Here is a 24,878-nt window from a genome sequence, read left to right on the forward strand (position 1 = left end):
AACTTAATAATCTTTTATGATCTTAAGTGAGAGTGTTTGAGTCTCCCCGCCTGCAAACTCCAGCGTAATTTCAGTTTGATCACCGTCTTGTAATGACCTATTAGGATGCTTTAACATCAGATGTTTTCCTCCCGACTCAAATTTTAGCTGAGCGCCAGGTTCGATGTTGAGCTCTTCCAACTCATTCATTTGCATCATACCGTCTTCCACTTTCATTTCGTGAAATTCGACTAGTCCAAAATCCGGACTGCTGGCTACCATCAATTGCACAGGTTTGTCACTGACATTGATAAGGGTCATAAAACCAGCGTTTGTTGTTGCTTTAGGATGAGCCTCACGTACCCAGGCATTCATGACAGCAACTACGTCAACACTAACAGGTAATGCAACCACCTTAGACTGTCGATAGGCTTTAAGCTTACTCACTAAAGATGTAGGTGGGGCTGCATTTGGATCGTGTAACTCATCCATGTACGTTATCAATTCCATAACTTCCTGCTGATTAAGGCGTAGATTCGGCATAGGTAAATTATTGTACTTTTTAAGTAACGCTAGCGCGATAGGATCTTTATTGGCTATCATTTTATCAGGGCTGCGTAGCCATTTTATTAACCACTGCTGTTCACGACGCTTTGTGACCCCTAACAAATCTGGGCCGATATCATCTTCATTCTCAACCCCATCGACAGAATGGCAGGTCGCACAACGGGTTCTAAAAATTGGCTCTCCTAGGGTGAGTGGACGCAATTCGGGAGCGGTGTCATAATCATCTCCTTCTTGTTTGGAGACCCATCCACTTAACCAGTTACCAAGTTGGTCAGCCAAAACATGAGGGTTCTCAAAAGGTGAACGGGTCATCCACCTACCTGTTTTTTGATTGCCGATAATCATACTCACGTTATGATTATTTTTGTTGGGTCCGGTATCTATGCCTTCAACATACAAGCCTAACTTACGGCGTAATTCTTTAATTTCCTCTTTATCACCGGTCAGGAATGTCCATTTTGCGCCAAAGCGTTCACGATATTCAGCCAATACTGTTGGGGTATCATTTTCTGGGTCGATACTTATGGAATAAAAATGAACATCATTGCCAATTCTATCACCCATTATCTGTTGCACCCGCGTCAGTTGGGCGGTTTCAAGTGGGCAAACATCAGGGCAACTGGTATAGATAAAGTTTATTGCTACAATCTTATCTTTAATTAAATCGTCAAAAAATTTTACTGTTTTCCCTTCATGGGTGATGAGTTCAGTATTTGGGAAGTAATCCCCTCCCCATATCGATTCTGCCGATATAGAAAATGTGGATACTAGCAGTAATATCGCGGCACTCGCTATTGGTAATGGGTTAAACATAACTTTCTCTCGCTTGTTTTATACTACCTGCATTGTCAATTAAAACACACAGCCTAAAATAAAAAGCATGGGCTACTAACAGTAACCCATGCTGTACATTTATTGATCTTAGCTTGTTAAGGTTTAGTTGATTTCCTAATTTTGTGCAGTACCGTATCGATAGTAACTGGTGTAGGACAATTAACTATATGAGGCGAGTTTAGATTCTCAAAATTATAGTCATTGCTACCAATCTTTTTAGGAGAGGCACCTGGCCATTCGTGGATCATCACCTTCCCTTCCTCCCTAAGTGCTTTAAGCTCATCTAAGCCTTTAACAACAAACACTTCATCAGGGCTAGCTACTTTACTGTTCCAATGGGCAAATCCAATATGCCACATTGGGCTATAATTTTTTTCCGGCATGAAGTAGGAAGGCAGACCAATTTGTCCTCCTAATGGGCCACCACCACTGAGTTGCATCGATAAATCGACCCCTGCAGTTGCAGCGTTAACATCGCTCGGCGGGTAACTTGCATTAAGTGGCGTTGGTGGTAACCATTGTATCAAGGGAACACCTGCTTGCGCCATAAACTCATGCTTAGGTACGTAAATCACGCCCATGTTGTTGGCAGGTCCCGCTGGGTACGAGTCAACTACAATGTAGTAAGGTATATAATCTGAATCTTCTGTCCATGACTTGTGCAGTTTCATCCGTACATAAGGTTCAAATGCATCAACATTTATTTCAACCGCATGTCCGGTATCACCACCCCATGTTTCACCGTTATACATACAAGATGTATTTGGTGGATCATCTGGGAAAGTACCTTCAACTTTTGGATCACAGTTAACATCGACTCTTAACTGCTCCCAACTTTCATTGCCCCAATTAATAAAAAATGCATTTACAATCACATCTTTTCCATCCATTGTAACTCGGCGCAGCGGTGAATAGGTATTATCAGCACTTTGGGCTGGAATATTGGCATCATTTTGGTCGACAAAATTAGCATTTATTCGCGTAAGTGGATTAGGTAAATCACCAAAGAAAGTAAAGGTATCCGTCGCTGCATCATAGCTTGCTTCTGACGTTGCGGCTTCTGGTACTCCAACTAAGCCACCCGCCCAGATAATTCCATATTCTTCAGCCAAGTCTTTGTCAGTAATATCATGTAAAACAAAGAATACATCACGTTTGACACCATCAGCATCAATATTAATACCGCGGCGTAAAGGTATTTTGCCAACGGCCCTTTCATCTTCAGTAGGATTCAAGGCATCGCCTATTTCCATGTTTAACAAGTCAACTTCTTCAATTTCCATGCCTTTAAGCCAAATCTCCAACGCCTGATCATCTAGGTCGGGTCCATATTGGCCGATAGTATCGCCGGTGCGAAAAGTTGGCAGCGCATGTGTATCTACATAACTAACACCATCCCACGATGGAATGGGTGATGGCATAACTAAAGTTTGTCCTGGATTTTCAATATCCCAGCGCAATAACATTGCATGATCTTCATGCTGAGTATTATGGCAATGTTCCATAAAGGTACCGGCAAACTCTCGGAAACGTAAAGCGATTTCTACCATATTTCCACTATCGGGCTGTGGTCCTAAACGGTACACGTCTTTACGAGCATATTTTTCCCAAGGTGGTGGCTCTTTACCATCACGACGCAGAATAATTCCCTCTTCAAAATGGATATGAATGGGATGACTCCAGGTACCACTGTTAAGCAAACGCCATACTTCCAAGCCACCTGAATTCTTTTCAGGTGCGGCTGATAAACGCCTTGGATCCATGTTGTAGCCTTTACCACCATCAGTTTCAATAACCCAAGGGTTCTCGTCGGTAGCCTGACGCTCAAATTCAAAAGTACGGTGCAATGCTGTGCCTAATTCGTCTTCCGTAGGACGGCGAAGTGGGATCATTTGTTTTTTTCCTTCGACATAGTCAACAGGATCGAGACTCTTGTCTTGACCTGTATACTTAACTACGCGAAATTCCAAGAAACGACCAACAACAGGATCAGCACTCCAACGATCGGCAATGCCGTCGGCATCGTCATGGATCAACCGCGGGTCATAGTCACCACTTGTGATGTCGCTAAGTGGTATAATAGTGTCGGTACCCTCACCATTTTTATGCTGAAGCATATTAACGAGGTGTAGTTTGTCACCAGCTTTAAACTTACTGAAATCGACGACGATATCATAACGCTCTGCAACACCAAGGGTCGGCATTTCACCATTTTCCATTAATACTGAATGCTCCATAATGTTGCCATCATTAGCAACCATGTGGAATTCAGCAGCAACACCCGCTTCATTGACTAAGGCAAGTTTAAAGTAACGAGAAACAGAGCCGTTTAGTATTCTAAAACGATAACGACGAGCGCGCACTTCCATATACGGTTTGTATAACCAGTTTACGGTCATAACATCGCCGATGAAGCCTCTTTGATTAAAAGGGTTAAACCAAAGTTGCCCCGTTTCATCCCAGGCTTTTTCTGCCAAGAGGATATTGACATCATAGTCACGATTACCCCAATCTAATGCAGAGCCTGAAGGTAGGCGAAGGTTTACACCGTCATCAATTGATTCATTACCACGGTCAAGCGCACTGTAGTAATTCATCATGGCGACGTTGCCTTTATAGACATTTTGCGCGGTAAAGTCGAGCATATGATCGTGAAACCAGTGAGTACTCATAGTTTCACGCCAATCACCAGCCAATTTGGTGATGCCACCTTTTCCATCAGGAGAGCCTGCACGCGGATCTTTGGCATCTACATTAATGCTGTCATGCCCTGCAAGCGTTATTGGCCATCTATAATCGTAAAATTGCCCAGGAAAGAAGAAAGCGTTAGCGAAGCCATCACTTTCAGCAGGGTTATGACCATTGTGCTCATGAGTGGTAAGTGTGTGTAAACCGAATCCCCGATTTGCAGAAACATCAACGGGGAGAGCATTATGGTGACGCATGAGAACTGGCTCACCATAACGAGCTTTTAGTAATTTTGGAGGGAAAGTACCATCAAAGGTCCACAGCGATTCCTGTTCTTGAACGGGGAAGTAAGGATGAAGTCTTACTTGTAAACCCTTTGTTGTGCCTGAAAAACCTTCTTCTCCGGTCGTATTGTGATACAAACCACCAGGGGAAAACTCACCAACACTATAAGTATGTGTTTGCTTATTATCACGTAAACCTTGATTAGTACGGGCACCCGTTTGGGCTGTACTAAAATAGGCTTTGGGAGCAAATTCGTCCCAACGCTGATGCGCCCAGCCTTCGCCAGGAGGGCGTCCTTCGATTGGCGGGGTATCTAAATTACGGCCAAGAAATGACTCTATTAATTCTTGCCATGGATTGCTCTCAACCGTATTTGCCCAACGTGTTGGAGCAGGATAAATATCTTGTTTTAGAAACATATCTAAAGCAGCAGATTCAGGCATACTTGCTGCATCTGCTGGAACCGGTAGAGATAACGCTGTTTCTGGATCAACGTTTGCTTCAGCCAGTGATGAGGTACCAAATTCCTCAAACCGTACAAACTGTTGAGTAAAAGGTTGGGCTCCAAATAATGGACTAGGAGCACCATTAGAGGGTACATCGAAACGTTTATTGTCAGCTTGATCTTCTTCAGCACGAACGTTATTTACAGTGACGTCTGTTTTTCCCTCTGTAGCGCCGCCTTCAAAAGCGTGTTCCATTGCTGGAACAATATCCTTACTCAGCCCATCCATTCTCACTTCTCTCAAGCCAGACTCATCGACTGCGTCTTCAGGTGTTGGTATGGGTGTTGGTGCGGGTGCGGGTGTTGGTGTGGGCTGTGTGTCATCATCGTTTCCGCAACCTGATAGCACAATAATTAACGAACACAATATGCAATATTGTATCGCAACCTTTACTACATTTTGGAGATTACTACTCATATTATATCTCTCTACTTCAATGCTTATGATTTTAGTTTATGTTATTAACAGCTATTACTCATACCAAAATAAATTCTATTTTAAGTTGTCATTCCGCTCAAGGTACGTCGACCTTACGGTCACTGAGAGCTACCTGTTATTCATTTACATTTCACCACTCTAGACAGTTGTTGCATAACGCAATTGTCTAGCCATAGACAGAGGATTAATAATACAGAAAATATAGTTCAATAAGATTTTGTACTACATAATCAAAATTGAGGATCTTCGCAGATTTAACTGCCGATTATGCGGGGGGTCATTCACTGACAACCTATCTATTTATATTTCCTAAAACTTTCCACACCATGGCTACGAGTAGTTAAGATACTACAGTTCAATTTCTGAATTGCTAAGTTAGATACTAGGTATCAACAAAGCTAATTAAGTATAAGCATTTTTTATTTTTTGTCACTCAATAATTGCACGTTAAATATACGTTAAATGCATGTTAAATATGCGCTTTTTACTAATTATTTAAACGAGCCTTTTTACTGAACGGTATAAAATGTCGCCTCTCAGTAGCTGATGACAGTTTATTTTTTCACCTAAGCGCCTGTATTAATAAAAATAAAATCATCCCCCGCCTATTAGAATTAGCAGTAACAGAAGATGTTTTAGTTGATGATTATTCAGTGGCCAAGAAGTTATTGAGTCATGTGAGAGCGATTGGCATGAGTGTCTCTGTTGATAGCTTTGCTACTGGCTACAGTTCGCTGTCGTACTTAAAAAATTGCCTTCAGATTATTTAAGTACGACCGTTCATTTATTAAAGGAATTGCTACTGATGATAATCATAATGATAATAGGTGAGATTACTTCAATAGTGCACAACTTAAATTTATGTGTCACGGCAGAAGGCCCAAAAATCCAAGAGCAATTGAGTTTTCTGGTAGAAAATGCATGTAATTCGGTACAAGGTTACATGTTTAGCCAACTGATTAATTTAAATCACTTCAGCAAGCGGTTAAATAAACAAAGGTAATAAAAAGGTGAGTTTATCCCGATAACTAAACTAAAGCTTAGTTATCGGGATAATATTAAGCTGACTACTTTCTCGCGACTAAATGTACTGTACTGGTGGCGCGCTCAAGAAACGCACCTTCGCAGTACGCGAAATAATAAAGCCAAAGTTTTTTAAACTCTTCATCATAGCCAAAAGGTTTGAGCTCAGGCCAAGAGTTTAAAAAGGCTTCACGCCAATGGGCTAGGGTTTTTGCATAATCTAAGCCTATGTCACTAATCGATTCAGTCACCAAATCGGTATATTCAGTCAAGTGCCCGGTAAGTACAGTAATAGAAGGTAAAAAGCCACCAGGGAAAATATAGTGCTGAATAAAGTCAACATTCTGTTTGTAATAATCGAAACGCTGATCGGCAATGGTAATTGACTGTATCAACAATTTACCACCTGGTTTTAATCTGGCATTACACTGCTTAAAAAAGCTGGGTAAATATTCAAAACCAACCGCTTCTATCATTTCGATTGAAACCAACTTGTCATATTCACCGGTTAAGTCGCGATAATCTTCTTTTAACAAGGTTATTTTGTCTGCTAGCCCTAACTGCTCAATGCGCTCTTTGGCATATTCATGCTGCGCATCAGAAATTGTTGTCGTGGTAACCTTGCAACCATATTGCTGTGCGGCATAAATAGCTAAACCACCCCAACCTGTCCCTATTTCTAATAAATGGTCATCGGCTGTTAGCTCTAAGCGTTGACAAATAGTCGACATTTTATGCAGTTGTGCTTGCGCCAAACTCGCTTGTTGATCTGGATAAATAGCTGATGAATACATCATTTCAGGATCAAGAAAACGTGAATAAAGTTCGTTACCTAAATCATAATGAGCCAAAATATTCTTTTTTGAACCTGATTGGCTGTTGCCATTACGACGGTGGAACAAGGTATGTTTAATCTTTGATAGCCAAGGTCTTTGCTTTTCAAGTGCATCAGTTTCTTGCTGGGCACGAGCAAATATACGCACGACTGTGGTTAAATTTGGACTACTCCATTTTCCAGCAATATAAGCTTCTGCTACGCCAATAGAGCCACCTTTAACAAAATCACGGTACGCACTATGGTCATGTATATTCATTCGGCCCATTAAGGCGTTGCTTGGAACAACCTCGGGAAAAAGAAAATGCTCACCATTGTCGACTAATTCAATTTGGTCAACTTTCAGTTTTGCAAAAACCGACAACACTAAACTACGACAGCGTTTATCTAACCAGTTTGCTGGCTTTTTAATTTTCAATCCTGACACTTGTTCCACCACTAAACTCCTGCTTTAAGTTTTTTTGGTTTACCTTTTCGGCTTACCTTGTTGATAACCAATAAAGGGTATACGTTTCCAGAAGAGCTTCATGGCTTGCCAATATATGCCCAACACTATTTTTAAGGTCATCACGGGCATATTAAACCAGAGTTGCCATAACGACGCCCTCGAAAAAGGCGCTTTGGTTAATTTCATGGTTACATCAAATATTTTTTCGCCCGTGCTTACCTCACTGCCATTATCATTAACAATATCATTAACAGTGTTACGGTGATTTTCTATATGCACTAATAATCTTGAACTATCGGCCATTGGCGGTTTAATCAGCCATTTATAGCTCATATTTAAATCCATAAAAGGCGATACTTGGAAGTTTTTATCCGTAACATGTGGCGTTAAATCTGAGTCATTAATATCACCACTTGCTAGCGGCACTAAATAATAATGCCGTTCATTCCATGGTGTATTACTGACTTCGACCAAGACTTGCGTACAAACTTCATCAGCGTTATAACAAAAATAAAAATTTGCTGGACTAAAATATAGCCCTAAACACCTAACCTGAACTAGCATGGTGATGCGACTTATATCTGCATCACAAGATGCTTCACCACTGGATAAAGCATGTACTTTATTCACTATACGTTGCTTAAGGCATTCTGGTTCACCTCTAAGGTAATCATTTTCTTTAAACCTCAAGAGATTAAACCAAGAAAAGCCAAAAATACCTTTTGGACTTTGCTTAGCTTGCATCTCATCAACGTCTAGTGCCAGCATATATAGTTGGTAACTAAAGCTGTGCGACTTTGGTGTGAATCGTCGATGAGTTATCTGGCCACGATAAATGTGATTATGTGTTGAAGGCTTAACCATCGTGATGTTCCGGCTGATTCTTTTGTAAATAACAATCAAATCGCTGCCCAACATCTACCGCACTTCTAACTCCGTCTTCATGAAAGCCGCTATACCAATAGGCACCAGCAAAATGAGTGTTTTGCTTACCACATATTGCTGAGCGTTGCTCTTGGGCGTTAATAGAGCTGGTTGAGAACACCGGATGATGATAAGTAAATTCTCGTAAAATTTTACTTGGGTCAATATCTTCACGCTGATTTAAGGTGACGCAAAACGTGTGCTTTGTGCTCAAGCCCTGCAAAATATTCATATTGTAAGTAACACTAGCGGGTTTAGTTCTGTTAGCACTCAATTGATAGTTCCAACTCGCCCAAGCTTTTTTTCTTTTTGGTAATAAATTAATATCGGTATGTAACACCACTGAGTTTGCGCTATAGGGTATAGCAGCTAGTATTTTTTGCTCTTGCTCACTAGCATCAGCCAGTAACCCTAAAGCTTGATCTGAATGACAGGCTAAAACCACTTCATCGAAGGTTTGACTTTCACCATTGGCAAAATGTAACTGCACTGCGTTGTTTTCTCGAGTCACCGCGGTAATATCGGCATTAAGGTGAATATTATCCGCAAAGGGCTTACAAAGCGGCGCTAAGTAACTTCTTGAACCTTTGGGCACTACATACCACTGTGGACGATCAGCGATATTCAATAAACCATGATTATGAAAAAACTTAACAAAAAAATGAAATTGCAAAACTTGCATCTGCGCCAAAGAGCTAGACCAAATAGCCGCCCCCATAGGTAATACATAATGCTCAGCGAAATAGTCACTGAATTTATTTGCTTGTAAAAACTCACCTAAGGTTAGGCTGTCCTGATAGTTTTTCGCTTGATAACTTTGCTTACACAGCTTGTTAAATCGGAGAATTTCTTTAACCAACCACCAAAACTTAGGGTTGAATATATTACGGCGTTGAGCAAACAAGGTATCGAGATTATGGCCATTGTATTCCATGCCTGTCGCTGAGTTATGCACTGAGAAACTCATTTCTGTTTCTTGCTTTCCAACACCTATTTCGTCTAGTAACGCTAAATAATTTGGGTAGGTTTTATTATTAAAGACAATAAACCCGGTATCAATGGCATAAGACTGACCTTCCAACTCAACATCAACTGTCGCAGTATGTCCGCCAACATGAGCTGACTTTTCAAAAACACTGACTTGATGCTTTTTCGATAATAAATAAGCAGCAGTTAAACCCGAGACACCGGCACCTATAATGGCGATACGTTTCATTTTTTGTCATTCCTTAACTCTTTCTCTTGCTTTAAGGCTTTTTCATTGCTTAAAGCTTTCTCATTTTTTAAAGCAATACTTTGCCAAATAAAATCTGGCAGCAGTGCGAATAATTTCATGGTCAAGGTTAACCTTTTAGGGAAATGCAGGTAGCTTTTCCGGGCACTAACACCTTGGTAAATACGACTGGCCGCTTGCTCACTGGTCAATAAAAACGGCATAGCAAAGTCATTTTTATCGGTTAATGGCGTTTTAATAAATCCAGGATGAACTAAGGTAACTGCTATATTTTCTGCTTTTAAATCCAGCCGTAAGCTTTTGGCTAAATAATCAATTCCAGCTTTAGAAGCGCCATAAGCCTCTGCCCGTGGAAAGGGCAATAACGTTGCACTAGAACTGACAAATACGACTTGCCCACCCGCGTTAACTTTGGGCAAAAAGTACTCGAGCAAATAGCCCAGAGATTGTAAATTTGTCGCTATAACGCTAGCAAACAATTCACCATCAAAGGCTTTAGCATTATCAATATAGCGACAATCACCCGCATTAAGCATTAAAATATCAATGCGCTCTATAGCGCTAATTTTATTGGCTGCGGCACGGATCTGCTCTTTATCAGTGATATCAAAAGCAATAGGAACAACATTGGCATTATCAGTGGCTAATTGTTTAAGCTTTTCTTGATTACGGCCACAAGCAATAACTTGATAGTCATGGGCTAAATAGTGCTGTAACAATGACTCGCCTATGCCAGAAGTAGCGCCTGTGATCAGAATGGTAGGTTTTATATTCATGCGTTTGCAGCCCTATTTTTAAGCGAGCGAATAACCCGACCCAACAAAGGTAATTGCTCGTAAAGCATAGCACCTAAATCCAGGTAATCTCGATGATAAACAACCTTATCGCCAACGCCTTTAAGATGTGAACTACCTTGCACGGTGACAATGTTACCTGAATTTAAGCGCGGGTGTTGGTAACTCATTTGCCAGTAAATAGCCGCCTCTGAGTCATGCGCTATAACGTGTTCAATTGTAAACTCACAATAACTCAGCTTTTGATAAAGTTGCTTAAAGTATTTTTCTAACTGCTTAAAGCCTGTTAGTTGGTGCATCGGGTCAATAAATACAATGTCTTGGTGGTAAACGTCAGCTAGCAACTGCAAATTATCAGTTGAGAGCTTTTGGTAGGTATCAATAAATTTAGCTAACCACACTGCATCTTGGGGTTGAGCACTAAATTTAGCCGCTTGCGTAACATTTTTATTTGACATAAATACTCTTTATTTTATCGTCACATTAGTCCCTTATGCGAAAAATAATAGCTATTGGATTACTTAGGCTAAATTAATGCCTCAGCTTTATTTCAGCATAAGTAATCAGGCTAAAATTTCAACAACACATTAGTATTGCTCAAGACTGAACATTAATACCTAATGACGATCACACCCTATAAAACTCAAGAGCAGCTAACCTAGCTTGCTTGTGATCTACTATGGCTGGCCAATAAGATGATAACTTTTCTTTAGCCATGTATTGGTGTGGAAAATGGATCTCTTTATCAGGTAATTTCGCCAGCTCTGGCATATATTTACGAATAAAGGTGCCTTTTGGATCAAACCTTTCGCTTTGTCTAATCGGGTTAAATACACGAAAATAAGGCTGTGCATCACAACCGGTACTTGCCGCCCATTGCCAACCACCGTTATTAGATGCAAGATCACCATCAATAAGCTGCTGCATAAAGTATTTTTCTCCCCAGCGCCAATCAATAAGTAAATGCTTAGTCAAAAAGCTCGCTACCACCATACGCAGTCGATTATGCATCCAGCCTGTTTGATTAAGTTGCCTCATGGCAGCATCAACCAAAGGGTAGCCGGTTTTTCCTTGACACCATGCCTGGAATAACTCCGGGTCATTAGGCCAAATCATAGTGCGGTATTTAGGATTAAAGCATTGATGTTTCGATAAACTCTGTTGATGAAAAACTAAATTTCGATAAAACTCGCGCCATATTAGCTCATTTAGCCAAGTAAATTCCTCACTGTCTGACGCGACTAAAATATCAGGAAAACGTTGGATAAATAACAGCAGTAAATAGCGTGGACTAATAGCACCTATCGCTAAATAAGGTGATAAGCCCGAGGTTGCTTTAATGGCAGGAAAATCACGTTTTTGTCCGTAACCCGCCACTTTATATCGGTAAAAGTCAGGAATAACTTCTTGTTCAACATGTTCAGCCAAAGGCCATGCCGCCGATTCATTAGAACAGTGTAAAGGCGTGTTTAATGTCAGCGCTGCTTGGCTGTTTGGCGTGGTTGAATCTTTAGGGCTAGGCTTACCAAGGTAAGGAAAACTATGCTGTTTTACATAAGTTAACCAAGCACGTTTAAACGGGGTAAACACCTTATACATTTCACCACTTTTATTTAGCACTTTACCTTTTTCAACGATAACATCACTTTCAAACATGCGTAGTGGAATACCTTGCTCAAGACAAGACTTATCACGTTGGTTTTCATTAACTTCTAACTCTTTATTAGCCACCACTTCGCTAACATTATGTTGCTGGCAATAATTTTTTAAAAATGAAACTTGCTCAGAAAAATCATCACAATGAACAACCTGCAAACTAATATTTAAAGCTAACAGCTGCTCGGCGAGTCCATTGACATGACGTTTTATAAAATCAATTTTTATTGTTGACCAATCATGAGCTAACCACTGTTTTTCACTGACAAAAAAAATCGCCTGAGCTGGGTCAGCACCCTTATGTTGTTCAAGAAAATAATCTAAGGCGGGATTATCGTGAATTCTTATATCGTTGCGAAACCAAAGTAACAAGGACGTTCCTTAATAATTAACTATGTTATACCAATCTCACTCATTATCTGATCATTTTTACTGGTTAAAATAACCCACTACGGCGTTATTTATTTAATAATTAGCACAACTAGTTATTAAATAAATGCCTTATATTTGGCCATTTTTCCTGCGTATAAAGTAGACCACCTAATGAATGAAATGGGTATTAATAACCGTATCTGAGTTTTAACGACTCAGGATAAGGATTCAAATATGACTGTTGAGCTAGATAAGAATTAGGGTGCGCTAATAAATAATGCTTAATCAAGGTCAGTGGCACCACTAATGGCATTAAGCCTGAACGGTAAGCATCAATTTGTTCGGATAACTCTTTGCGTTGCATTCTGTCCAAGTGTGTAGAAAAATAGCCTTGAATGTGCGATAGCGTATTAGCATGGTTTTTACGGGTTGCTTTTAGCGTTAATGCGGCCATTAAGCCAGAGATATATTGCTCAGCCATTTGCTCCAGGGCCATATCAGCACTGGCTAACAAACGCCCTAATTGCTTGCTCGCAACAAAGTCATGACTCATCAAGGTATATTTATATTGGGCATGAAAACTGGTCAATTTATGCTTAGTGATGCCAGATTCAACCAATGCTAACCAATGGCGATAAGCGAATACCCGTGCAACAAAGTTTTCTCTGATAATGGGATCATTCAAGCGACCATTTTCTTCGCAAGGTAGCAGCGGATTGGCTTTCATGATCTCTCGTGAAAAAACCCCAACACCTTGGACTTGTAGCTGATTGCCGGTAGGTGAATACACTTTAACGCGTTCCATGCCGCAAGTTGGACTTTTAGCACAAAACACATAACCACTGAGGTTTTTAGACAGGGAGGCTATTTTTTTACCGTAAGCTTTTATGGCGCTCGTTACATCGCCCGAGCCATCTGGACGCGACACTTTTATCATTTGATCATCTTTAATCAAACGTATAGTGGGCCTAGGTACGGGTAGGCCAACCGCCACTTCAGGGCAATAGGCTTTAAAAGTAACATGCTGACCAAGTTCTTTTATGCAAAAATTTGACGGTTTGTTACTGGCATCAAACCTAACTTTTTCACCTATTAAACATGCACTAATGCCAATAATAACATCTGCTTTTTCGAATTCTTTATACATAGCCAGCTCAATTAGTAAATGAAAGCACCAATAGGGTTCAGTAACTTATTTATACCTTGGGTAAAGTGCAGTGCATCATTAGCCACGGTATAACAAAGACAACCATCTTCAGTAGCTGGCTGATGCTGATCGCGTTTATCAAGCATAATAAAATCGCCTGCCACATATTGACCTTTTGCATCAGCAAAGGTACCGGCTAATAATAGTGTGAGCTCAAAACCTTTATGGGTGTGTTCAGGTATCGAACCACCAGGCCCTATATGCAATAAATTAGTATGAATTTCACCTTCGCCTAAATTTAACCGTGCGCGTGATAATTTACCTATTTGTGCAGTTTTACCTAACTCAATATTGCGCAGGGCACTGGGTAAAGTGTACTGCATACCTTTAAAGTCAATTGAACGTTCATCATAGAAGGCTTTTGTTGGTGCAACGTCATCAGAAGCGGTAATCTGATTAATCATATCATCAAAGTCCATTTCGGCAATTTCCGTTAAGTTTTCCTCATCATTAACCATAACTTTATGATGAAAACTCTGCTCAAAACTGGCCTCTGCAACTTGTTCTGTTAGTTGGCTTACTTTCTGTTGGCAAGAAGCACACATGTCAGTATGTATCGCTATACCGGCAGCAAGTGAAGCGGGTAAGTCACCATCCACAAAACCTTGTAACAACTCAAATTTAGGGTGGTGTTTAATCATTGTGGTCTCCTAGTTTTAACTTAAGTTTGCCAAGTGCAAGCCGAAGTCGTGATTTTATTGTGCCCAGTGGTAAATCAAGATGAACAGCAAGCTGCTCTTGTGACATTTCCATAAAATAGAAACCTTTCACTACCTGTTGTTGGTTTTCAGGCAGCGTGGCAATTATGCCTTGTAAATTTCGACTTTGAATATGGTCAGTAAACACCTCTTCTTCAGTGTTTGCCAATTCAGCAAGCGGCCATATGTCGTCACTGAGGTTGTCTTCTTTATTGGCTTTCATTTTACGTAATAGATCAAAAGTAACGTTACGCATGATAGTATAAACCCAAGTAGTAGCAGCCCCTTTACTGTCATCAAATAAGTGCGCCTTGCGCCAGACATTGCTCATAGTGTCTTGAACAACTTCTGCAGCGAGTGCTTCACTATTGATTTTACTTTGCGCAATACGCTGTATTTTGGGTGCAAAAAACCTAAACACTTGAGTAAATGCTTGTTTGTCTCTATCAATAGCGATTGATTTCAGCCATTGACAGAGTTCTGGATGATTGATTTTATTAGTCATGTTATTAGATGTAGCATTTGCCTTATGACTTGGCAACACTGAATGCACTGACAGCATAATTCTTACCCATTTTTTGACATATATTTTTATATACGCAACAAAAATAGATCTAGATCACATTATTTTAGCTTTTCTACTCAGATAAAATAATACGTTGTAACAGTTCTTTCGCTTGGCTATACGAATCTTTGTCGACAAACAAACTTTTTTCAGCAAGTTTAACCGGTATCAATTCTAACCAGCGCGCTACCACCCAATCGCCTTGATCAAAATGTTGCTTTGGATATAAGGCATTTAACTCAGCATTGTCGATAAACACTTTACTTAATGACTTAGCCAGTTTATCGGTGGTTTTATCTAGACTGATATCAGGCCAATGGATTTTAGCGCTGACATCGCCGTGATGCAGTTTATCAGTGTCTTGGGTAATCGCTTTGATATCGACTAAGCATTTACAGCGTACGTCAATCAGTAATACCCCGTCTTCACCTTGGTCAAAGTTAATAATTTCGACCCAGCTGCCGACTGACATAGGTTGAGCTTTTTCATCTCTGTCATGCGAAAAAATAACAAAGCCTTGGTTTTTCATTGCTAGCGAGACCATTTTTAAATAACGCGCTTCAAAAATACGCAGTCGAGTTACCCCTCGAGGTAACAAAAATATTGGCAATGGGAAAATAGGCAAATTAATAGTTGGCATAGTTTACAATAACTAATCTTAATGGATTGATATTAGTTATACGTGTTGAAAGCAAAAGACGATCAAAGCAATGAGTAAAAAAAAGCCCCATCAAGAGTCAGATGAGGCAAAGAGTCAAACAGGGAATACAATGAGCAATAATCTTTAACAATATTGAAGAGTTATACGTGGTAAAAACAAAAAACGATCACAGCAATGAGCAAAAAAAAGCCCCATCAGGCGTCAGAGGGGCAAAGAGTCAAACAGGAAATACAACGAGCAATAATCTTTAACAATATTGAAGAATTATACGTGGTAAAAACAAAAAACGATCACAGCAATGAGCAAAAAAAAGCCCCATCAAGAGTCAGAGGGGCAAAGAGTCAAACAGGAAATACAACAAGCAATAATCTTTAACAATATTGAAGAGTTATACGTGGTAAAAACAAAAAACGATCACAGCAATCAGCAAAAAAAAGCCCTAACAAGGGCAAAGGGTCAGACAGTAATTTGTTCAGATAGTCAATGCCAGCTAGAACGATGAATTCAAGGCCTTATTGACAGCTTTTTACCGGCAATTCTTTATCAAAAAATAACGTAATTTCAGCCACAGTAACACCAAATTTCTTCATTTTTGTGCGATTAAATACTCGGTACTCATCAATTCGATACATCCAATCGTCAAGTGACAATTGCACTTCTTCACCGTCTATGGGTACCAATAACTCATATTGCCATTGAAAGGCAAAACCCATTTGTTGACCGACAGCTTTACCAACAACATCTCCAGCACTACCCAAGTATTTACCTTCTTTTAACTTGGTTAGCTGCCAATTACGAAAAGTAACTTCGCCATCAGCGAAGTAAAATACTTCTTTTAACACACCTTCGTCACCTTGCCATTGGCCATCAAGCTCAACACAAAAACGCCGAGTCACTTTACTGCTGTAATCTTGTACCATGCCCCAGGCTATCGACTTGCCAGAAAAATATTGCTGTATATCGAGTTGAGGAGCAGTAGCCTGATAATCTTCTAATTTTGTTGTACAGCTTGAAAGTACAAAGACTAAGCAAAAAAGTCCCGCCAATTTCGCATGTTTACTCATATATTATTCCCCAATAGCTGTTGTCGTAGTTTAGGCTCGCTGGTATTTTCATCTAACCAAATACGAAGAAATGTTTTGGCAAAAGTTAAACTTTCAATTTCACCTATTTTTTGCCTATTCAAATAGAATACGCTTGTACCTTTTTGGCTTAACATCGACAAGCGATCTCCAGCATTAATATCTCGCCATATTCTTTCCAATAAAGGCAAAAAAGCTAGATATTCATTTTCATTAAGCGATAAATGTTGCCATTGCGATACGGTGTTCTCTATTAATTCTTTTTTACTGATGTCGCGTAAGTAATGTATTTCAAACAAGGCATGCTGACATAGGTTACTAAAGGGTCGTTGGCCATCGGTAGTGAATAACGAACTTTCATAAATATCCCAAAACAAAACTGAGAACTTGGCTTTACCCAACAAGGTAAAGTGCTGCTCGGTAGTCAACTTTGTTAAGTCGTTAGCGATAATAGACACTTGTTCAGAAGCTTGACACTTCATCAAACCTTCATCACTGACGACTGCCACTTCACTAGGGGTAACACTTTCAATCGGGTTATTCGCTAGCGCATTGAAAGAAAATAGCCCAATTAATAGTGTAAGCGTAGACATAAGATTGACATTAACCAACATAACTTTTTTCCTTTACCAGTAACCAACCACTTAGCGCAAACATAAATACCATGAACGGCCCCCACAAACAGGCCAGTAATAAATAACTAGACCCTACTGATAGCCCTAAATCAACCACGGCTAATTTTGCTCCGGCCAGATAACTTAGTGGTGCTGATATGGCGCCAACAACAAACTGCAGTAACTTAGAATTGGCTAGAAAAGCTAAACTATGGCGTATGGTACTAGCGAAAACAATCCACAAAGTAATAAGCCAAAAAGGAATACCCTCGGTACCTGGAAAAATAAAAACACCTGAATAAACTAAAGCAAGGTCTAAGCAAATACCAAGCGCTGCCACTGAGCAGATTAATAATATTTCGTTTGTAGTGCTCTTAAAATACCAAAGCTGTGCGCCAAACAAAATGGCTGCAATCGGAACAAATAAATCGCCAATAAAAACCAAGCCAAACCAAGCGACATTGAACGCGACTAAATTCCATAGTGGAGATTTAATTTTCATCACTTTATTCACCATAACTTTATTCTCATAACGTGCCTTTATGCAAACTTAGTCAATTGTACGTAATAAACTGTAAACAAGATTAGTCTGCTCAGGTTTTTTATGATCTATATGCTAAAAAATTTCGTATGCTGAACAATAAATATTGAAAAGATCTTACTATGCAAATGCAACAAATCTTAGGTTATTTAGGATTAGCTCCCTTCGTCCTCGCACTGGTATTTGAAAAGTTCAGTCCTACATTATTAAATATCGCCGCCGAGCAGGTATTTATATTTTACAGCGCCATCATCTTAAGCTTTATTGCTGGCACACTGTGGCGCAAGCACAATGATAAATTAAGTATTAAATTACAGCTCTGCAGTAACATATTCAGTTTACTTGCTTTTTTTGCTCTGTTATTACCCAACTATCTAGCACTGGTAATATTGGCGGTGATTTACCCAGCGATTTTATGCTGTGAATACTACTTTGATACTGCTAAAAATGAACACAAGTCTTATTTACGCATGCGGCTGAAACTGACTACGCTAGTGGTAATAATGCATATTATTGCGGTTCTCTTGTGGTGTACTTAGCCGAGTCAGATGTATAGGCTCAGAAATGAAAATAAGACTTTACGCCGCTATTAAATAAACTTTAATTTAACTTTAAAATTTGCCATTAATAATCGGTGAAAGTATCCGCTACTCTTGTAAGTCAGCCATGTCGCTGATTGGTGGGTTAAACCATAAAATGCTATAATGAACATAAAAACTTGTTCACCATGGTAGTAAATATTTAGTGAACACATGCGCAATGAAGCAGTTTATCGTTAAAGCTATCAACACGACTCATCGCAAAGGTATATTTAATCTAGTACAGGATTACTACTTTTCTCAGCCTATAAATTCAGAGTAATAATTAGACAATTGGACTTTACACCAAGACAAATATTATTAGAGTCCTTGTTAGAGATATGAAAAATATTTCTTTTAATTTGCATTAACCAAAAGTAGTATTTAAATGTATCAATCGAGCACAATTATCAACCACATAGCTAATTTCACTTCTCAGCGTAACACAGAGCTATTGGCTTTTAGTCTGTTGAAAAGCGTTAACAGCATGATAAGTTGCTTATCAACAAAGATAATTACTGTTAATAAAAAAGGAGAGGTTAGAGATCACCTCTTCTTTGAGAACAATCATTGCACTGTTAAAGACAACTCTATCGAGATAGATAATGTCTTAAGACGTAGTTTTGAGCACATGCATGACTCTTCTCTGGCAGCCTTGACCTTAAAAACTAAAGCCGGTTACTCCGTAATACGTCTACTGCACCATGATAGGAAAAGCGAGCAATTCTTAATCATTAATTTAAATGAAAAAATGACTAAAGAAAATGATTATATTTTGTCAGGTATTCTGAGTATATACAGCAACTTTATTCAACTGTTAAATGAATCTCAAACGGATGAGTTAACCGGGCTTGCCAATAGAAAAACATTTGACTCTGCTATTTCAAGTGTTTTTAACACGCGACCCCGAGAGCACAAAGAAGTAGACAGTGAGAGAAGATCACCGAATGAAATCATAGTTAAAGAGAACCATAAATATTGGTTAGTGATAATTGATATTGATGATTTTAAAAGTGTTAACGATCGATTTGGACACCTTTATGGTGATGAAATATTAATTCATTTAGCACAAATTATTCGCTCAAACTTTAGAAACGAAGATTTACAATTCCGTTTTGGAGGAGAAGAGTTTGTTATTCTATTGAGTGCTGATAACCAAATGGAATGCATGCAAATTCTAGAACGTTTTAGACGTAATGTGGAAGAATATCAATTTCCAAATTTAGATACAGTAACTGTTAGTATCGGCGTAGTTGAACTTAAGAAAGAAACCTTTCATATAACGTCTATCGATTATGCAGATCAGGCTTTATATAAAAGTAAAAAAAGTGGTAAAAATCAAATTACTTTTTTTGAAAATATGCTGAGTCAAGGAATAGCTAAAAAATCTGACATTCAAGGCGGTAGCGTAGACTTTTTTTAAACAACATTTAAAAAAAGATAAATAAGCGTCACTTAACTTTTATGCCCGGCATAAAAATTTGTTATAGGTCTATCAAAGTGGATATTTATCTTTGAGCACATTTTTACTCCGATGAATATGTGCTGGCAAAGCAATGCTGGGTAGTAATATCTATTTCTCATTCAAAATAAGAGAAAGCTGGATAGATTAATCATATTAATACCAGCGCTCCGTCAATATAGTGAAATACTAAAGCTAGCAATAGACTTGAGTTAAAATGGTGAAGGCGACGCTACTGTCGGTGATTAGCAGATGTTGGTATTGTTATCACTCACTTAATCAAATGAGTAATTCATCTTGTTGATTTAATATTTTTTTGGTTTTAAAATCTTATTTAATATAGGTAAAAATGTAAAAATAAAGCCTCAACTAATCTGATTGCCAAGACTTACTGCCAGCCAAAGCGCCAGAGCGTAGGCTGTTTTAAATCTCGCCAGTTTATTGAGTATTCATTATGATTAATAACCGCGGTGATAAGACACTCAATAACATTTTTCTGCTCATCAAATTCTACCTCAGTGATAACAAAATGCTTTTCTCGGTTTTCAACACTCACCTTGGTCCACTTACTATGCAGCAATACTTTTGGATTTACTCTGTTCATGCTTTTGCAAGCAATAGTTTATTTACCTTAGATAAGAACACATCTAAAGTTTCTTGCTGCTCGAAATCAAAAGTATAACGACCATGAAACAACAAGGTTAAGGTTAAGTCTTTATAGCCTAAAAAACAGGTATAACCATCGAAGTCATGCCAAGCGGTTATACCTTGATACTCATAGTTACCCTCAGTTTTGCTACCTTGGGTGGTGACTAAATTAAACACCTGTAATAAATCACTTAAGGCGACAGTATTATTTTTCATCATTAGCACAAGATCCTCTGACGGTAACGGCTTTTCTTTGATTGGCCACACATTTCATCAAAAGCACTGTCTATCTCAAGCAGTGCAGAAAATATATTGTTGCCTCTTAAATACGCTTTTGCTTCGACGATAGAATTAACAACTTCTACCGAGTCTTCTCCTAATCCAACAAAGTTATCACTTGAGTCGATAACCCCGACTAAATAATGGGTAGCACCTGCAACAGCGATAATAATGGGCTCTGAAGAAGGTATTGAACTTGATTGTATCATAAACCTCCATTGGTCTATTTCTCGTATTAATCGTATACCTTTATTAACAAGATATACGAGTTAAATAGACATAAAGTTCAATATGATTGACCTTATATAACCGTTCCACTTCAAAATGCCCCTTTCTCGGCTTGCCGACAGGGAGCTAAGCTAAAAGTGGAAGGGTATACACTAGAAACACTGATTATTGATAAGCGCCTTGGGCATAGGTTAATTCATAACTATGGCTGTAAATTTCAAGGATATTACCAAAGGGGTCTTCCATATAAATCATACGGTAAGGTTTTTCACCTGGGTAATAGTAACGTGGCTCTGCCATGCGTTTTTTACCTCCGGCAGCGACTATTTTCTCAACTAACTCTTCAAGATTTGGATCTTGCACGCAAAAGTGAAAGATACCCGTTTTCCAATATTCAAAGTTATTTTCTGGATTTTGCTGATTTTTAAATTCAAATAACTCCACGCCAATACGATCGCCAGTCGACATATGGGCAATTTTGAATTTATCCCAATTAGCACCAAAAACATCAGTGCACATTACGCCAATGGCGCTGTCGTCTTCAATAACTTCTGTCGGCGCCATAATTAAATACCAACCTAAAACCTCAGTATAAAACTTAACCGCTTTTTCTACGCTCGGTACTGAAATACCAATATGTGAAAATGTTCTTGGGTATGCTTTGCTCATGTTAATAACCTCTTTTAATAACTTTTTTTAATGTGATGGACAAAGTATAGACAATGTTATAAATTATAAAAAATTATCATTAGTTATCAATTTAAGTACGTTTTGTTATGATAAATCTTGTTTGGTTAAAAACTTTTTGCACACTGGTTGATGTTGGCCACTTCACTAAAACTGCTGACCAGCTTTTTATGACCCAGTCTGGGGTTAGTCAACAAGTAAAAAAGCTAGAACAGCAGCTAAACACCTTGTTACTGATGCGCGAAGGCAAGTCTTTTTCGCTTACCGACGCCGGCATAAAATTGCATCAACAAGGACAAAGCTTATTGCAAAGTTCAGCAGAGTTAGAAAAAGCAATCCAACAAGATGATCCTTACATAGGTACAGTAAAAATTGCCTCGCCGGGCAGTATTGGCTTAAAGCTCTATCCTTATATGCTCGATATTCAACAACAGCACAGGCAATTAGCCATCAACTACAAATTTGCGCCGAATAAAAATATTGAGCAAGACTTAACTGAGCGTAAAATCGATATTGGCTTGGTCACTGAGCTAAGTAAGGCGGCCACTATTATTAGCCAAAAAGTTGCGGTTGAGCCACTAGTGCTAGTCACCGCAAATACGGTAAGTACCATCACTTGGCAAACACTAACCACATTAGGCTTTATTGACCATCCTGACGGTGAGCACCATGCACAAGCGCTGCTCAGTAAAAACTATGCTCAATTTGAACACATTAGCCAATTTGAGCACCAAGGATTTTCTAATCAAATTAGCTTAATTCTTGAACCGGTTAGCCGCGGACTTGGTTTTACCGTTTTACCTTTATATGCTGTAAAAGCCTTTAGTAAACCAGAAAAAATAAGGGTGCATTTATTAGCACATTCGGTGAATGAAACCCTGTATTTATGTCAGAACCGACACTCACTTGAAAACAACCGCAGCAAATATATCAAAAGCGCCATTATTGACTTTATCGCTTAGTTATCTTAGTTATCTTAGTTTTCTTAGTTTTCTTAGTTATTGAAACAAAGCCGCTATCAGCGATGAAATGCTAACTGATAAAATGAGGTCAGTGAACAGGATGATATTTAATGCTGTGCTGAACGAATGTACTCGCTAGCAGCAATGGTTACGCATAGTGGCTAATTGCACCAAAATAAAGCAAATTGTTCATTTACTGCCCTTCACGCCGCGTTGTCATTTTGTGACCTTCATCACAAAAAATAAAATAATCATTATTTTACAATAGATTACAGCCTAAATTTAGTGACTAAAATAATGGCATAAGAGTTGTAAGTATAATTATATTACTATTTAGCTAAAGTAAAAATTATGCTCTCAACTTTTATTAAACAGCACAAACTGCCGGAAAAATTTAGACTAACAGCACAAGAGCACTACCAACCGCTCGCCGAGCAAATATTCAGTCAGTTTAAGAAAAATAATGGCGCTTATTTTGTCGGTATTAATGGCTGTCAAGGCAGCGGTAAATCAACACTGACTGATTTTATCGCTGAATATTTAGCCACCACCTATCAATTAAGCATTGTAGTGATGTCGTTAGATGACTTCTATTTCACCGGTGAAAAACGCCAGCAGCTTGCTAATGACATTCACCCGTTATTAGCAACTCGTGGTGTGCCTGGCACGCACGACATGACAATGTTAGCAAGTACCTTAACAAAGTTAAAAGCCCAGCAAACAGGCTTTGCTATCCCAAGGTTTAATAAAGCCACTGACGAACCATATCCTGAAGAACAGTGGCCAATAGTTAACAAGCCAGCAGACATTATTTTACTAGAAGGCTGGTGTTGGGGCGTAAAGCCACAAACTGACGAGCAATTAAAAGCCCCGGTTAATGAACTTGAACTCAAGCATGACAGCAAGGGTGAATGGCGCCATTATGTTAATCAACAACTTAAAAATAACTACCAACCTTTATATAAAACAATGAACTTCTGGTTGGCACTGCAAGCACCGTCATTCGACTGTGTTTACCAATGGCGCTTAGAGCAAGAGCAAAAATTGCAAGACAAGAATATGGGTTTACCGAATTCAAAAATAATGAAATCTGCTGGTATCTTAAATTTCACACAATATTTTCAACGATTGAGTGTGCAAGCATGCCTGAGCATTTCACAGTCTGCTGATGCTATTTTTTACTTAGATTACGCGAGAAATATTTCAAAAACGCCCTTTGTGGAAGAGCTATGAGTGCGACAAAAACCATTATTTTCAGTGACCTCGACGGCACGTTGCTTGACCATTATAGCTATCAGTCAACGCCGGCAAGTCAAACACTGCAACAGTTAAGTAAAGCCAAGATTCCGGTGATTTTAAATAGCAGTAAAACACTGGCTGAATTAGACATTATTCGCGCTGAACTCAAGCTTGATACGCCTTTTATTATCGAAAATGGCGCTGCCGTTTACATCCCTATTAATACCTTTATTACCCAACCGGCAGAGACTGAACTCATCGGTAACTATTGGGTAAAATCATTCTGTTTACCAAGACAATATTGGCTAAAGTTACTGAACGAGCACAGTGAAAAATTTCAGCCATATTTCCACGGATTTTCAACCCTCTCAGCCGCCGCCGTGGGCAAAATAACGGGCTTAGATTTAGCGCAAGCTGAGCGGGCAAAACAGCGACACTATAGTGAACCCGTGCAATGGATAGGTGATAACAGCACAAAAAAAGCCTTTATCGAACATTTAGTGGCATTAGGCGCCAGCGTTGTTCAAGGAGGACGCTTTATTCATGTTGGTGGTTACTGTGATAAAGGCCAAGCGCTTATTTGGTTAACCCAACAATATCGCGAATATTTTAGCCGCCACACGGTTTACACCATTGCCCTAGGCGACGGTGAAAACGACACACCCATGTTAGAAGCCGCAGATATTGCCGTGCAAATACGCTCACCGGTGCACGATTTTCCGCCGCTGTATCGACAATACAAAACCAGTCAAAGCCAATTATATGGCCCCGAAGGCTGGGCCGAAGCGATTCAACAACTCTTAGCAAAACAACTAGGTTCACAAGCAACTTAATCTGAGGTAAA

Annotated in this window: 26 protein-coding genes; 7 read left to right on the top strand and 19 right to left on the bottom strand. The window is 39.2% G+C overall.

Going from position 1 to position 24,878, the window contains the following annotated elements; genetic code table 11:
- Positions 1 to 3 precede the first annotated feature (3 nt).
- Together H4J61_RS15740 and H4J61_RS15745 are read right to left on the bottom strand one after the other, a co-directional pair.
- Positions 4 to 1,359, bottom strand: a complete 1,356-nt coding sequence (locus H4J61_RS15740) for a copper chaperone PCu(A)C (RefSeq protein ID WP_182186123.1) — start codon at positions 1,357 to 1,359, stop codon at positions 4 to 6.
- A gap of 116 nt (positions 1,360 to 1,475) precedes the next feature.
- Entirely contained in the window at positions 1,476 to 5,276 is a 3,801-nt protein-coding gene (locus H4J61_RS15745) for a multicopper oxidase family protein (RefSeq protein ID WP_182186125.1), read from the bottom strand.
- 542 nt (positions 5,277 to 5,818) lie between these two features.
- Here H4J61_RS15745 and H4J61_RS18170 point away from each other — a divergent pair.
- The gene (locus tag H4J61_RS18170; RefSeq protein ID WP_404852073.1) at positions 5,819 to 6,067 is read left to right on the top strand and encodes an EAL domain-containing protein; all 249 of its coding nucleotides are present in this window, start codon (positions 5,819 to 5,821) and stop codon (positions 6,065 to 6,067) included.
- Positions 6,068 to 6,364: 297 nt separating this feature from the next.
- Here H4J61_RS18170 and H4J61_RS15755 read toward each other — a convergent pair whose 3' ends face one another.
- From H4J61_RS15755 to H4J61_RS15800, 10 genes are all read right to left on the bottom strand, one after another.
- Positions 6,365 to 7,591 carry a cyclopropane-fatty-acyl-phospholipid synthase family protein gene (locus H4J61_RS15755; protein WP_310649818.1) on the bottom strand — a complete coding sequence of 409 codons (1,227 nt, stop codon included), beginning with the start codon at positions 7,589 to 7,591 and terminating at the stop codon, positions 6,365 to 6,367.
- A gap of 30 nt (positions 7,592 to 7,621) precedes the next feature.
- Positions 7,622 to 8,467 carry a DUF1365 domain-containing protein gene (locus H4J61_RS15760; protein ID WP_182186127.1) on the bottom strand — a complete coding sequence of 282 codons (846 nt, stop codon included), beginning with the start codon at positions 8,465 to 8,467 and terminating at the stop codon, positions 7,622 to 7,624.
- On the bottom strand, positions 8,460 to 9,743 hold the full coding sequence (locus tag H4J61_RS15765; protein ID WP_182186129.1) for an NAD(P)/FAD-dependent oxidoreductase: 1,284 nt from the start codon (positions 9,741 to 9,743) through the stop codon (positions 8,460 to 8,462). The genes H4J61_RS15760 and H4J61_RS15765 overlap by 8 nt, the downstream gene beginning before the upstream one ends.
- Entirely contained in the window at positions 9,740 to 10,537 is a 798-nt protein-coding gene (locus tag H4J61_RS15770) for an SDR family NAD(P)-dependent oxidoreductase (RefSeq protein WP_182137363.1), read from the bottom strand. Before H4J61_RS15770 ends, H4J61_RS15765 begins: the two co-directional genes overlap by 4 nt.
- Positions 10,534 to 11,013, bottom strand: a complete 480-nt coding sequence (locus tag H4J61_RS15775; RefSeq protein ID WP_182186131.1) for a nuclear transport factor 2 family protein — start codon at positions 11,011 to 11,013, stop codon at positions 10,534 to 10,536. Before H4J61_RS15775 ends, H4J61_RS15770 begins: the two co-directional genes overlap by 4 nt.
- 169 nt (positions 11,014 to 11,182) lie before the next feature.
- The gene (gene phrB / locus H4J61_RS15780; RefSeq protein ID WP_182186134.1) at positions 11,183 to 12,583 is read right to left on the bottom strand and encodes a deoxyribodipyrimidine photo-lyase; all 1,401 of its coding nucleotides are present in this window, start codon (positions 12,581 to 12,583) and stop codon (positions 11,183 to 11,185) included.
- Between the two features lie 187 nt (positions 12,584 to 12,770).
- Positions 12,771 to 13,730 carry a DUF523 and DUF1722 domain-containing protein gene (locus H4J61_RS15785; protein WP_182137360.1) on the bottom strand — a complete coding sequence of 320 codons (960 nt, stop codon included), beginning with the start codon at positions 13,728 to 13,730 and terminating at the stop codon, positions 12,771 to 12,773.
- 11 nt (positions 13,731 to 13,741) lie between these two features.
- Entirely contained in the window at positions 13,742 to 14,431 is a 690-nt protein-coding gene (locus H4J61_RS15790) for a ChrR family anti-sigma-E factor (protein WP_182186136.1), read from the bottom strand.
- Positions 14,424 to 15,050, bottom strand: coding sequence for a sigma-70 family RNA polymerase sigma factor (locus H4J61_RS15795; RefSeq protein ID WP_182186138.1), 627 nt, complete (start codon positions 15,048 to 15,050; stop codon positions 14,424 to 14,426). Before H4J61_RS15795 ends, H4J61_RS15790 begins: the two co-directional genes overlap by 8 nt.
- A gap of 76 nt (positions 15,051 to 15,126) precedes the next feature.
- Positions 15,127 to 15,693, bottom strand: coding sequence for an LON peptidase substrate-binding domain-containing protein (locus tag H4J61_RS15800; protein ID WP_182186140.1), 567 nt, complete (start codon positions 15,691 to 15,693; stop codon positions 15,127 to 15,129).
- Positions 15,694 to 15,888: 195 nt separating this feature from the next.
- Between H4J61_RS15800 and H4J61_RS15805 the strand changes: the two genes are divergently transcribed.
- The gene (locus tag H4J61_RS15805; RefSeq protein WP_182186143.1) at positions 15,889 to 16,089 is read left to right on the top strand and encodes a hypothetical protein; all 201 of its coding nucleotides are present in this window, start codon (positions 15,889 to 15,891) and stop codon (positions 16,087 to 16,089) included.
- Positions 16,090 to 16,226: 137 nt separating this feature from the next.
- Here H4J61_RS15805 and H4J61_RS15810 read toward each other — a convergent pair whose 3' ends face one another.
- The 3 genes from H4J61_RS15810 to H4J61_RS15820 are packed head-to-tail and all read right to left on the bottom strand — an operon-like array spanning position 16,227 to position 17,912.
- Positions 16,227 to 16,778: a DUF3833 domain-containing protein gene (locus H4J61_RS15810; protein ID WP_182186145.1), complete on the bottom strand. Its 552-nt coding sequence runs from the start codon at positions 16,776 to 16,778 to the stop codon at positions 16,227 to 16,229.
- Complete coding sequence (locus H4J61_RS15815; RefSeq protein WP_182186148.1) at positions 16,775 to 17,410, bottom strand: chalcone isomerase family protein; 636 nt, start codon at positions 17,408 to 17,410, stop codon at positions 16,775 to 16,777. The genes H4J61_RS15810 and H4J61_RS15815 overlap by 4 nt, the downstream gene beginning before the upstream one ends.
- Positions 17,400 to 17,912, bottom strand: a complete 513-nt coding sequence (locus H4J61_RS15820) for a DUF2878 domain-containing protein (protein ID WP_182137354.1) — start codon at positions 17,910 to 17,912, stop codon at positions 17,400 to 17,402. Before H4J61_RS15820 ends, H4J61_RS15815 begins: the two co-directional genes overlap by 11 nt.
- A 161-nt stretch (positions 17,913 to 18,073) precedes the next feature.
- Between H4J61_RS15820 and H4J61_RS15825 the strand changes: the two genes are divergently transcribed.
- Positions 18,074 to 18,490 (top strand): DUF3429 domain-containing protein, encoded by a 417-nt coding sequence (locus H4J61_RS15825; RefSeq protein WP_182186150.1) that lies wholly within the window; start codon positions 18,074 to 18,076, stop codon positions 18,488 to 18,490.
- 427 nt (positions 18,491 to 18,917) lie between these two features.
- Positions 18,918 to 19,952 (top strand): GGDEF domain-containing protein, encoded by a 1,035-nt coding sequence (locus H4J61_RS15830; RefSeq protein WP_182186152.1) that lies wholly within the window; start codon positions 18,918 to 18,920, stop codon positions 19,950 to 19,952.
- Positions 19,953 to 20,379: 427 nt separating this feature from the next.
- Here the strand turns inward: H4J61_RS15830 and H4J61_RS15835 are convergent, their stop codons facing one another.
- The 4 genes from H4J61_RS15835 to H4J61_RS15850 form a co-directional block, all read right to left on the bottom strand.
- Positions 20,380 to 20,595, bottom strand: a complete 216-nt coding sequence (locus H4J61_RS15835) for a TIGR02450 family Trp-rich protein (RefSeq protein ID WP_182137351.1) — start codon at positions 20,593 to 20,595, stop codon at positions 20,380 to 20,382.
- Positions 20,592 to 20,858 carry a DUF3081 domain-containing protein gene (locus H4J61_RS15840; RefSeq protein ID WP_259363392.1) on the bottom strand — a complete coding sequence of 89 codons (267 nt, stop codon included), beginning with the start codon at positions 20,856 to 20,858 and terminating at the stop codon, positions 20,592 to 20,594. The genes H4J61_RS15835 and H4J61_RS15840 overlap by 4 nt, the downstream gene beginning before the upstream one ends.
- Positions 20,858 to 21,127 carry a DUF6482 family protein gene (locus tag H4J61_RS15845; RefSeq protein ID WP_182137350.1) on the bottom strand — a complete coding sequence of 90 codons (270 nt, stop codon included), beginning with the start codon at positions 21,125 to 21,127 and terminating at the stop codon, positions 20,858 to 20,860. The genes H4J61_RS15840 and H4J61_RS15845 overlap by 1 nt, the downstream gene beginning before the upstream one ends.
- A gap of 184 nt (positions 21,128 to 21,311) precedes the next feature.
- Positions 21,312 to 21,815 carry a lactoylglutathione lyase family protein gene (locus H4J61_RS15850; protein WP_182137349.1) on the bottom strand — a complete coding sequence of 168 codons (504 nt, stop codon included), beginning with the start codon at positions 21,813 to 21,815 and terminating at the stop codon, positions 21,312 to 21,314.
- A 107-nt stretch (positions 21,816 to 21,922) separates the two neighbouring features.
- Here H4J61_RS15850 and H4J61_RS15855 point away from each other — a divergent pair, with 107 nt between their 5' ends.
- From H4J61_RS15855 to H4J61_RS15865, 3 genes are all read left to right on the top strand, one after another.
- Complete coding sequence (locus H4J61_RS15855; protein ID WP_182186154.1) at positions 21,923 to 22,795, top strand: LysR family transcriptional regulator; 873 nt, start codon at positions 21,923 to 21,925, stop codon at positions 22,793 to 22,795.
- Between the two features lie 351 nt (positions 22,796 to 23,146).
- A complete protein-coding gene (locus H4J61_RS15860) occupies positions 23,147 to 24,028 on the top strand; it encodes a kinase (RefSeq protein WP_182186156.1) in 882 nt (293 codons plus the stop codon).
- A complete protein-coding gene (locus H4J61_RS15865; RefSeq protein WP_182186158.1) occupies positions 24,025 to 24,867 on the top strand; it encodes a mannosyl-3-phosphoglycerate phosphatase in 843 nt (280 codons plus the stop codon). The genes H4J61_RS15860 and H4J61_RS15865 overlap by 4 nt, the downstream gene beginning before the upstream one ends.
- The last annotated feature ends 11 nt before the right edge of the window (positions 24,868 to 24,878 follow it).

This window comes from Colwellia sp. MB3u-4 (genome assembly GCF_014077065.1).
Lineage (GTDB): Bacteria > Pseudomonadota > Gammaproteobacteria > Enterobacterales > Alteromonadaceae > Cognaticolwellia.

What these genes read in the sequence shown, in the direction of transcription:
- H4J61_RS15740 (WP_182186123.1), bottom strand. Translation starts at nt 1,359, where the DNA reads ATGTTTAACCCATTACCAATAGCGAGTGCCGCGATATTACTGCTAGTA.
- H4J61_RS15745 (WP_182186125.1), bottom strand. Translation starts at nt 5,276, where the DNA reads ATGAGTAGTAATCTCCAAAATGTAGTAAAGGTTGCGATACAATATTGC.
- H4J61_RS15760 (WP_182186127.1), bottom strand. Translation starts at nt 8,467, where the DNA reads ATGGTTAAGCCTTCAACACATAATCACATTTATCGTGGCCAGATAACT.
- H4J61_RS15765 (WP_182186129.1), bottom strand. Translation starts at nt 9,743, where the DNA reads ATGAAACGTATCGCCATTATAGGTGCCGGTGTCTCGGGTTTAACTGCT.
- H4J61_RS15770 (WP_182137363.1), bottom strand. Translation starts at nt 10,537, where the DNA reads ATGAATATAAAACCTACCATTCTGATCACAGGCGCTACTTCTGGCATA.
- H4J61_RS15775 (WP_182186131.1), bottom strand. Translation starts at nt 11,013, where the DNA reads ATGTCAAATAAAAATGTTACGCAAGCGGCTAAATTTAGTGCTCAACCC.
- H4J61_RS15785 (WP_182137360.1), bottom strand. Translation starts at nt 13,730, where the DNA reads ATGTATAAAGAATTCGAAAAAGCAGATGTTATTATTGGCATTAGTGCA.
- H4J61_RS15790 (WP_182186136.1), bottom strand. Translation starts at nt 14,431, where the DNA reads ATGATTAAACACCACCCTAAATTTGAGTTGTTACAAGGTTTTGTGGAT.
- H4J61_RS15795 (WP_182186138.1), bottom strand. Translation starts at nt 15,050, where the DNA reads ATGCTGTCAGTGCATTCAGTGTTGCCAAGTCATAAGGCAAATGCTACA.
- H4J61_RS15800 (WP_182186140.1), bottom strand. Translation starts at nt 15,693, where the DNA reads ATGCCAACTATTAATTTGCCTATTTTCCCATTGCCAATATTTTTGTTA.
- H4J61_RS15805 (WP_182186143.1), top strand. Translation starts at nt 15,889, where the DNA reads ATGAGCAAAAAAAAGCCCCATCAGGCGTCAGAGGGGCAAAGAGTCAAA.
- H4J61_RS15810 (WP_182186145.1), bottom strand. Translation starts at nt 16,778, where the DNA reads ATGAGTAAACATGCGAAATTGGCGGGACTTTTTTGCTTAGTCTTTGTA.
- H4J61_RS15815 (WP_182186148.1), bottom strand. Translation starts at nt 17,410, where the DNA reads ATGTTGGTTAATGTCAATCTTATGTCTACGCTTACACTATTAATTGGG.
- H4J61_RS15820 (WP_182137354.1), bottom strand. Translation starts at nt 17,912, where the DNA reads ATGAAAATTAAATCTCCACTATGGAATTTAGTCGCGTTCAATGTCGCT.
- H4J61_RS15825 (WP_182186150.1), top strand. Translation starts at nt 18,074, where the DNA reads ATGCAAATGCAACAAATCTTAGGTTATTTAGGATTAGCTCCCTTCGTC.
- H4J61_RS15830 (WP_182186152.1), top strand. Translation starts at nt 18,918, where the DNA reads ATGTATCAATCGAGCACAATTATCAACCACATAGCTAATTTCACTTCT.
- H4J61_RS15835 (WP_182137351.1), bottom strand. Translation starts at nt 20,595, where the DNA reads ATGAACAGAGTAAATCCAAAAGTATTGCTGCATAGTAAGTGGACCAAG.
- H4J61_RS15840 (WP_259363392.1), bottom strand. Translation starts at nt 20,858, where the DNA reads ATGATGAAAAATAATACTGTCGCCTTAAGTGATTTATTACAGGTGTTT.
- H4J61_RS15845 (WP_182137350.1), bottom strand. Translation starts at nt 21,127, where the DNA reads ATGATACAATCAAGTTCAATACCTTCTTCAGAGCCCATTATTATCGCT.
- H4J61_RS15850 (WP_182137349.1), bottom strand. Translation starts at nt 21,815, where the DNA reads ATGAGCAAAGCATACCCAAGAACATTTTCACATATTGGTATTTCAGTA.
- H4J61_RS15855 (WP_182186154.1), top strand. Translation starts at nt 21,923, where the DNA reads ATGATAAATCTTGTTTGGTTAAAAACTTTTTGCACACTGGTTGATGTT.
- H4J61_RS15860 (WP_182186156.1), top strand. Translation starts at nt 23,147, where the DNA reads ATGCTCTCAACTTTTATTAAACAGCACAAACTGCCGGAAAAATTTAGA.
- H4J61_RS15865 (WP_182186158.1), top strand. Translation starts at nt 24,025, where the DNA reads ATGAGTGCGACAAAAACCATTATTTTCAGTGACCTCGACGGCACGTTG.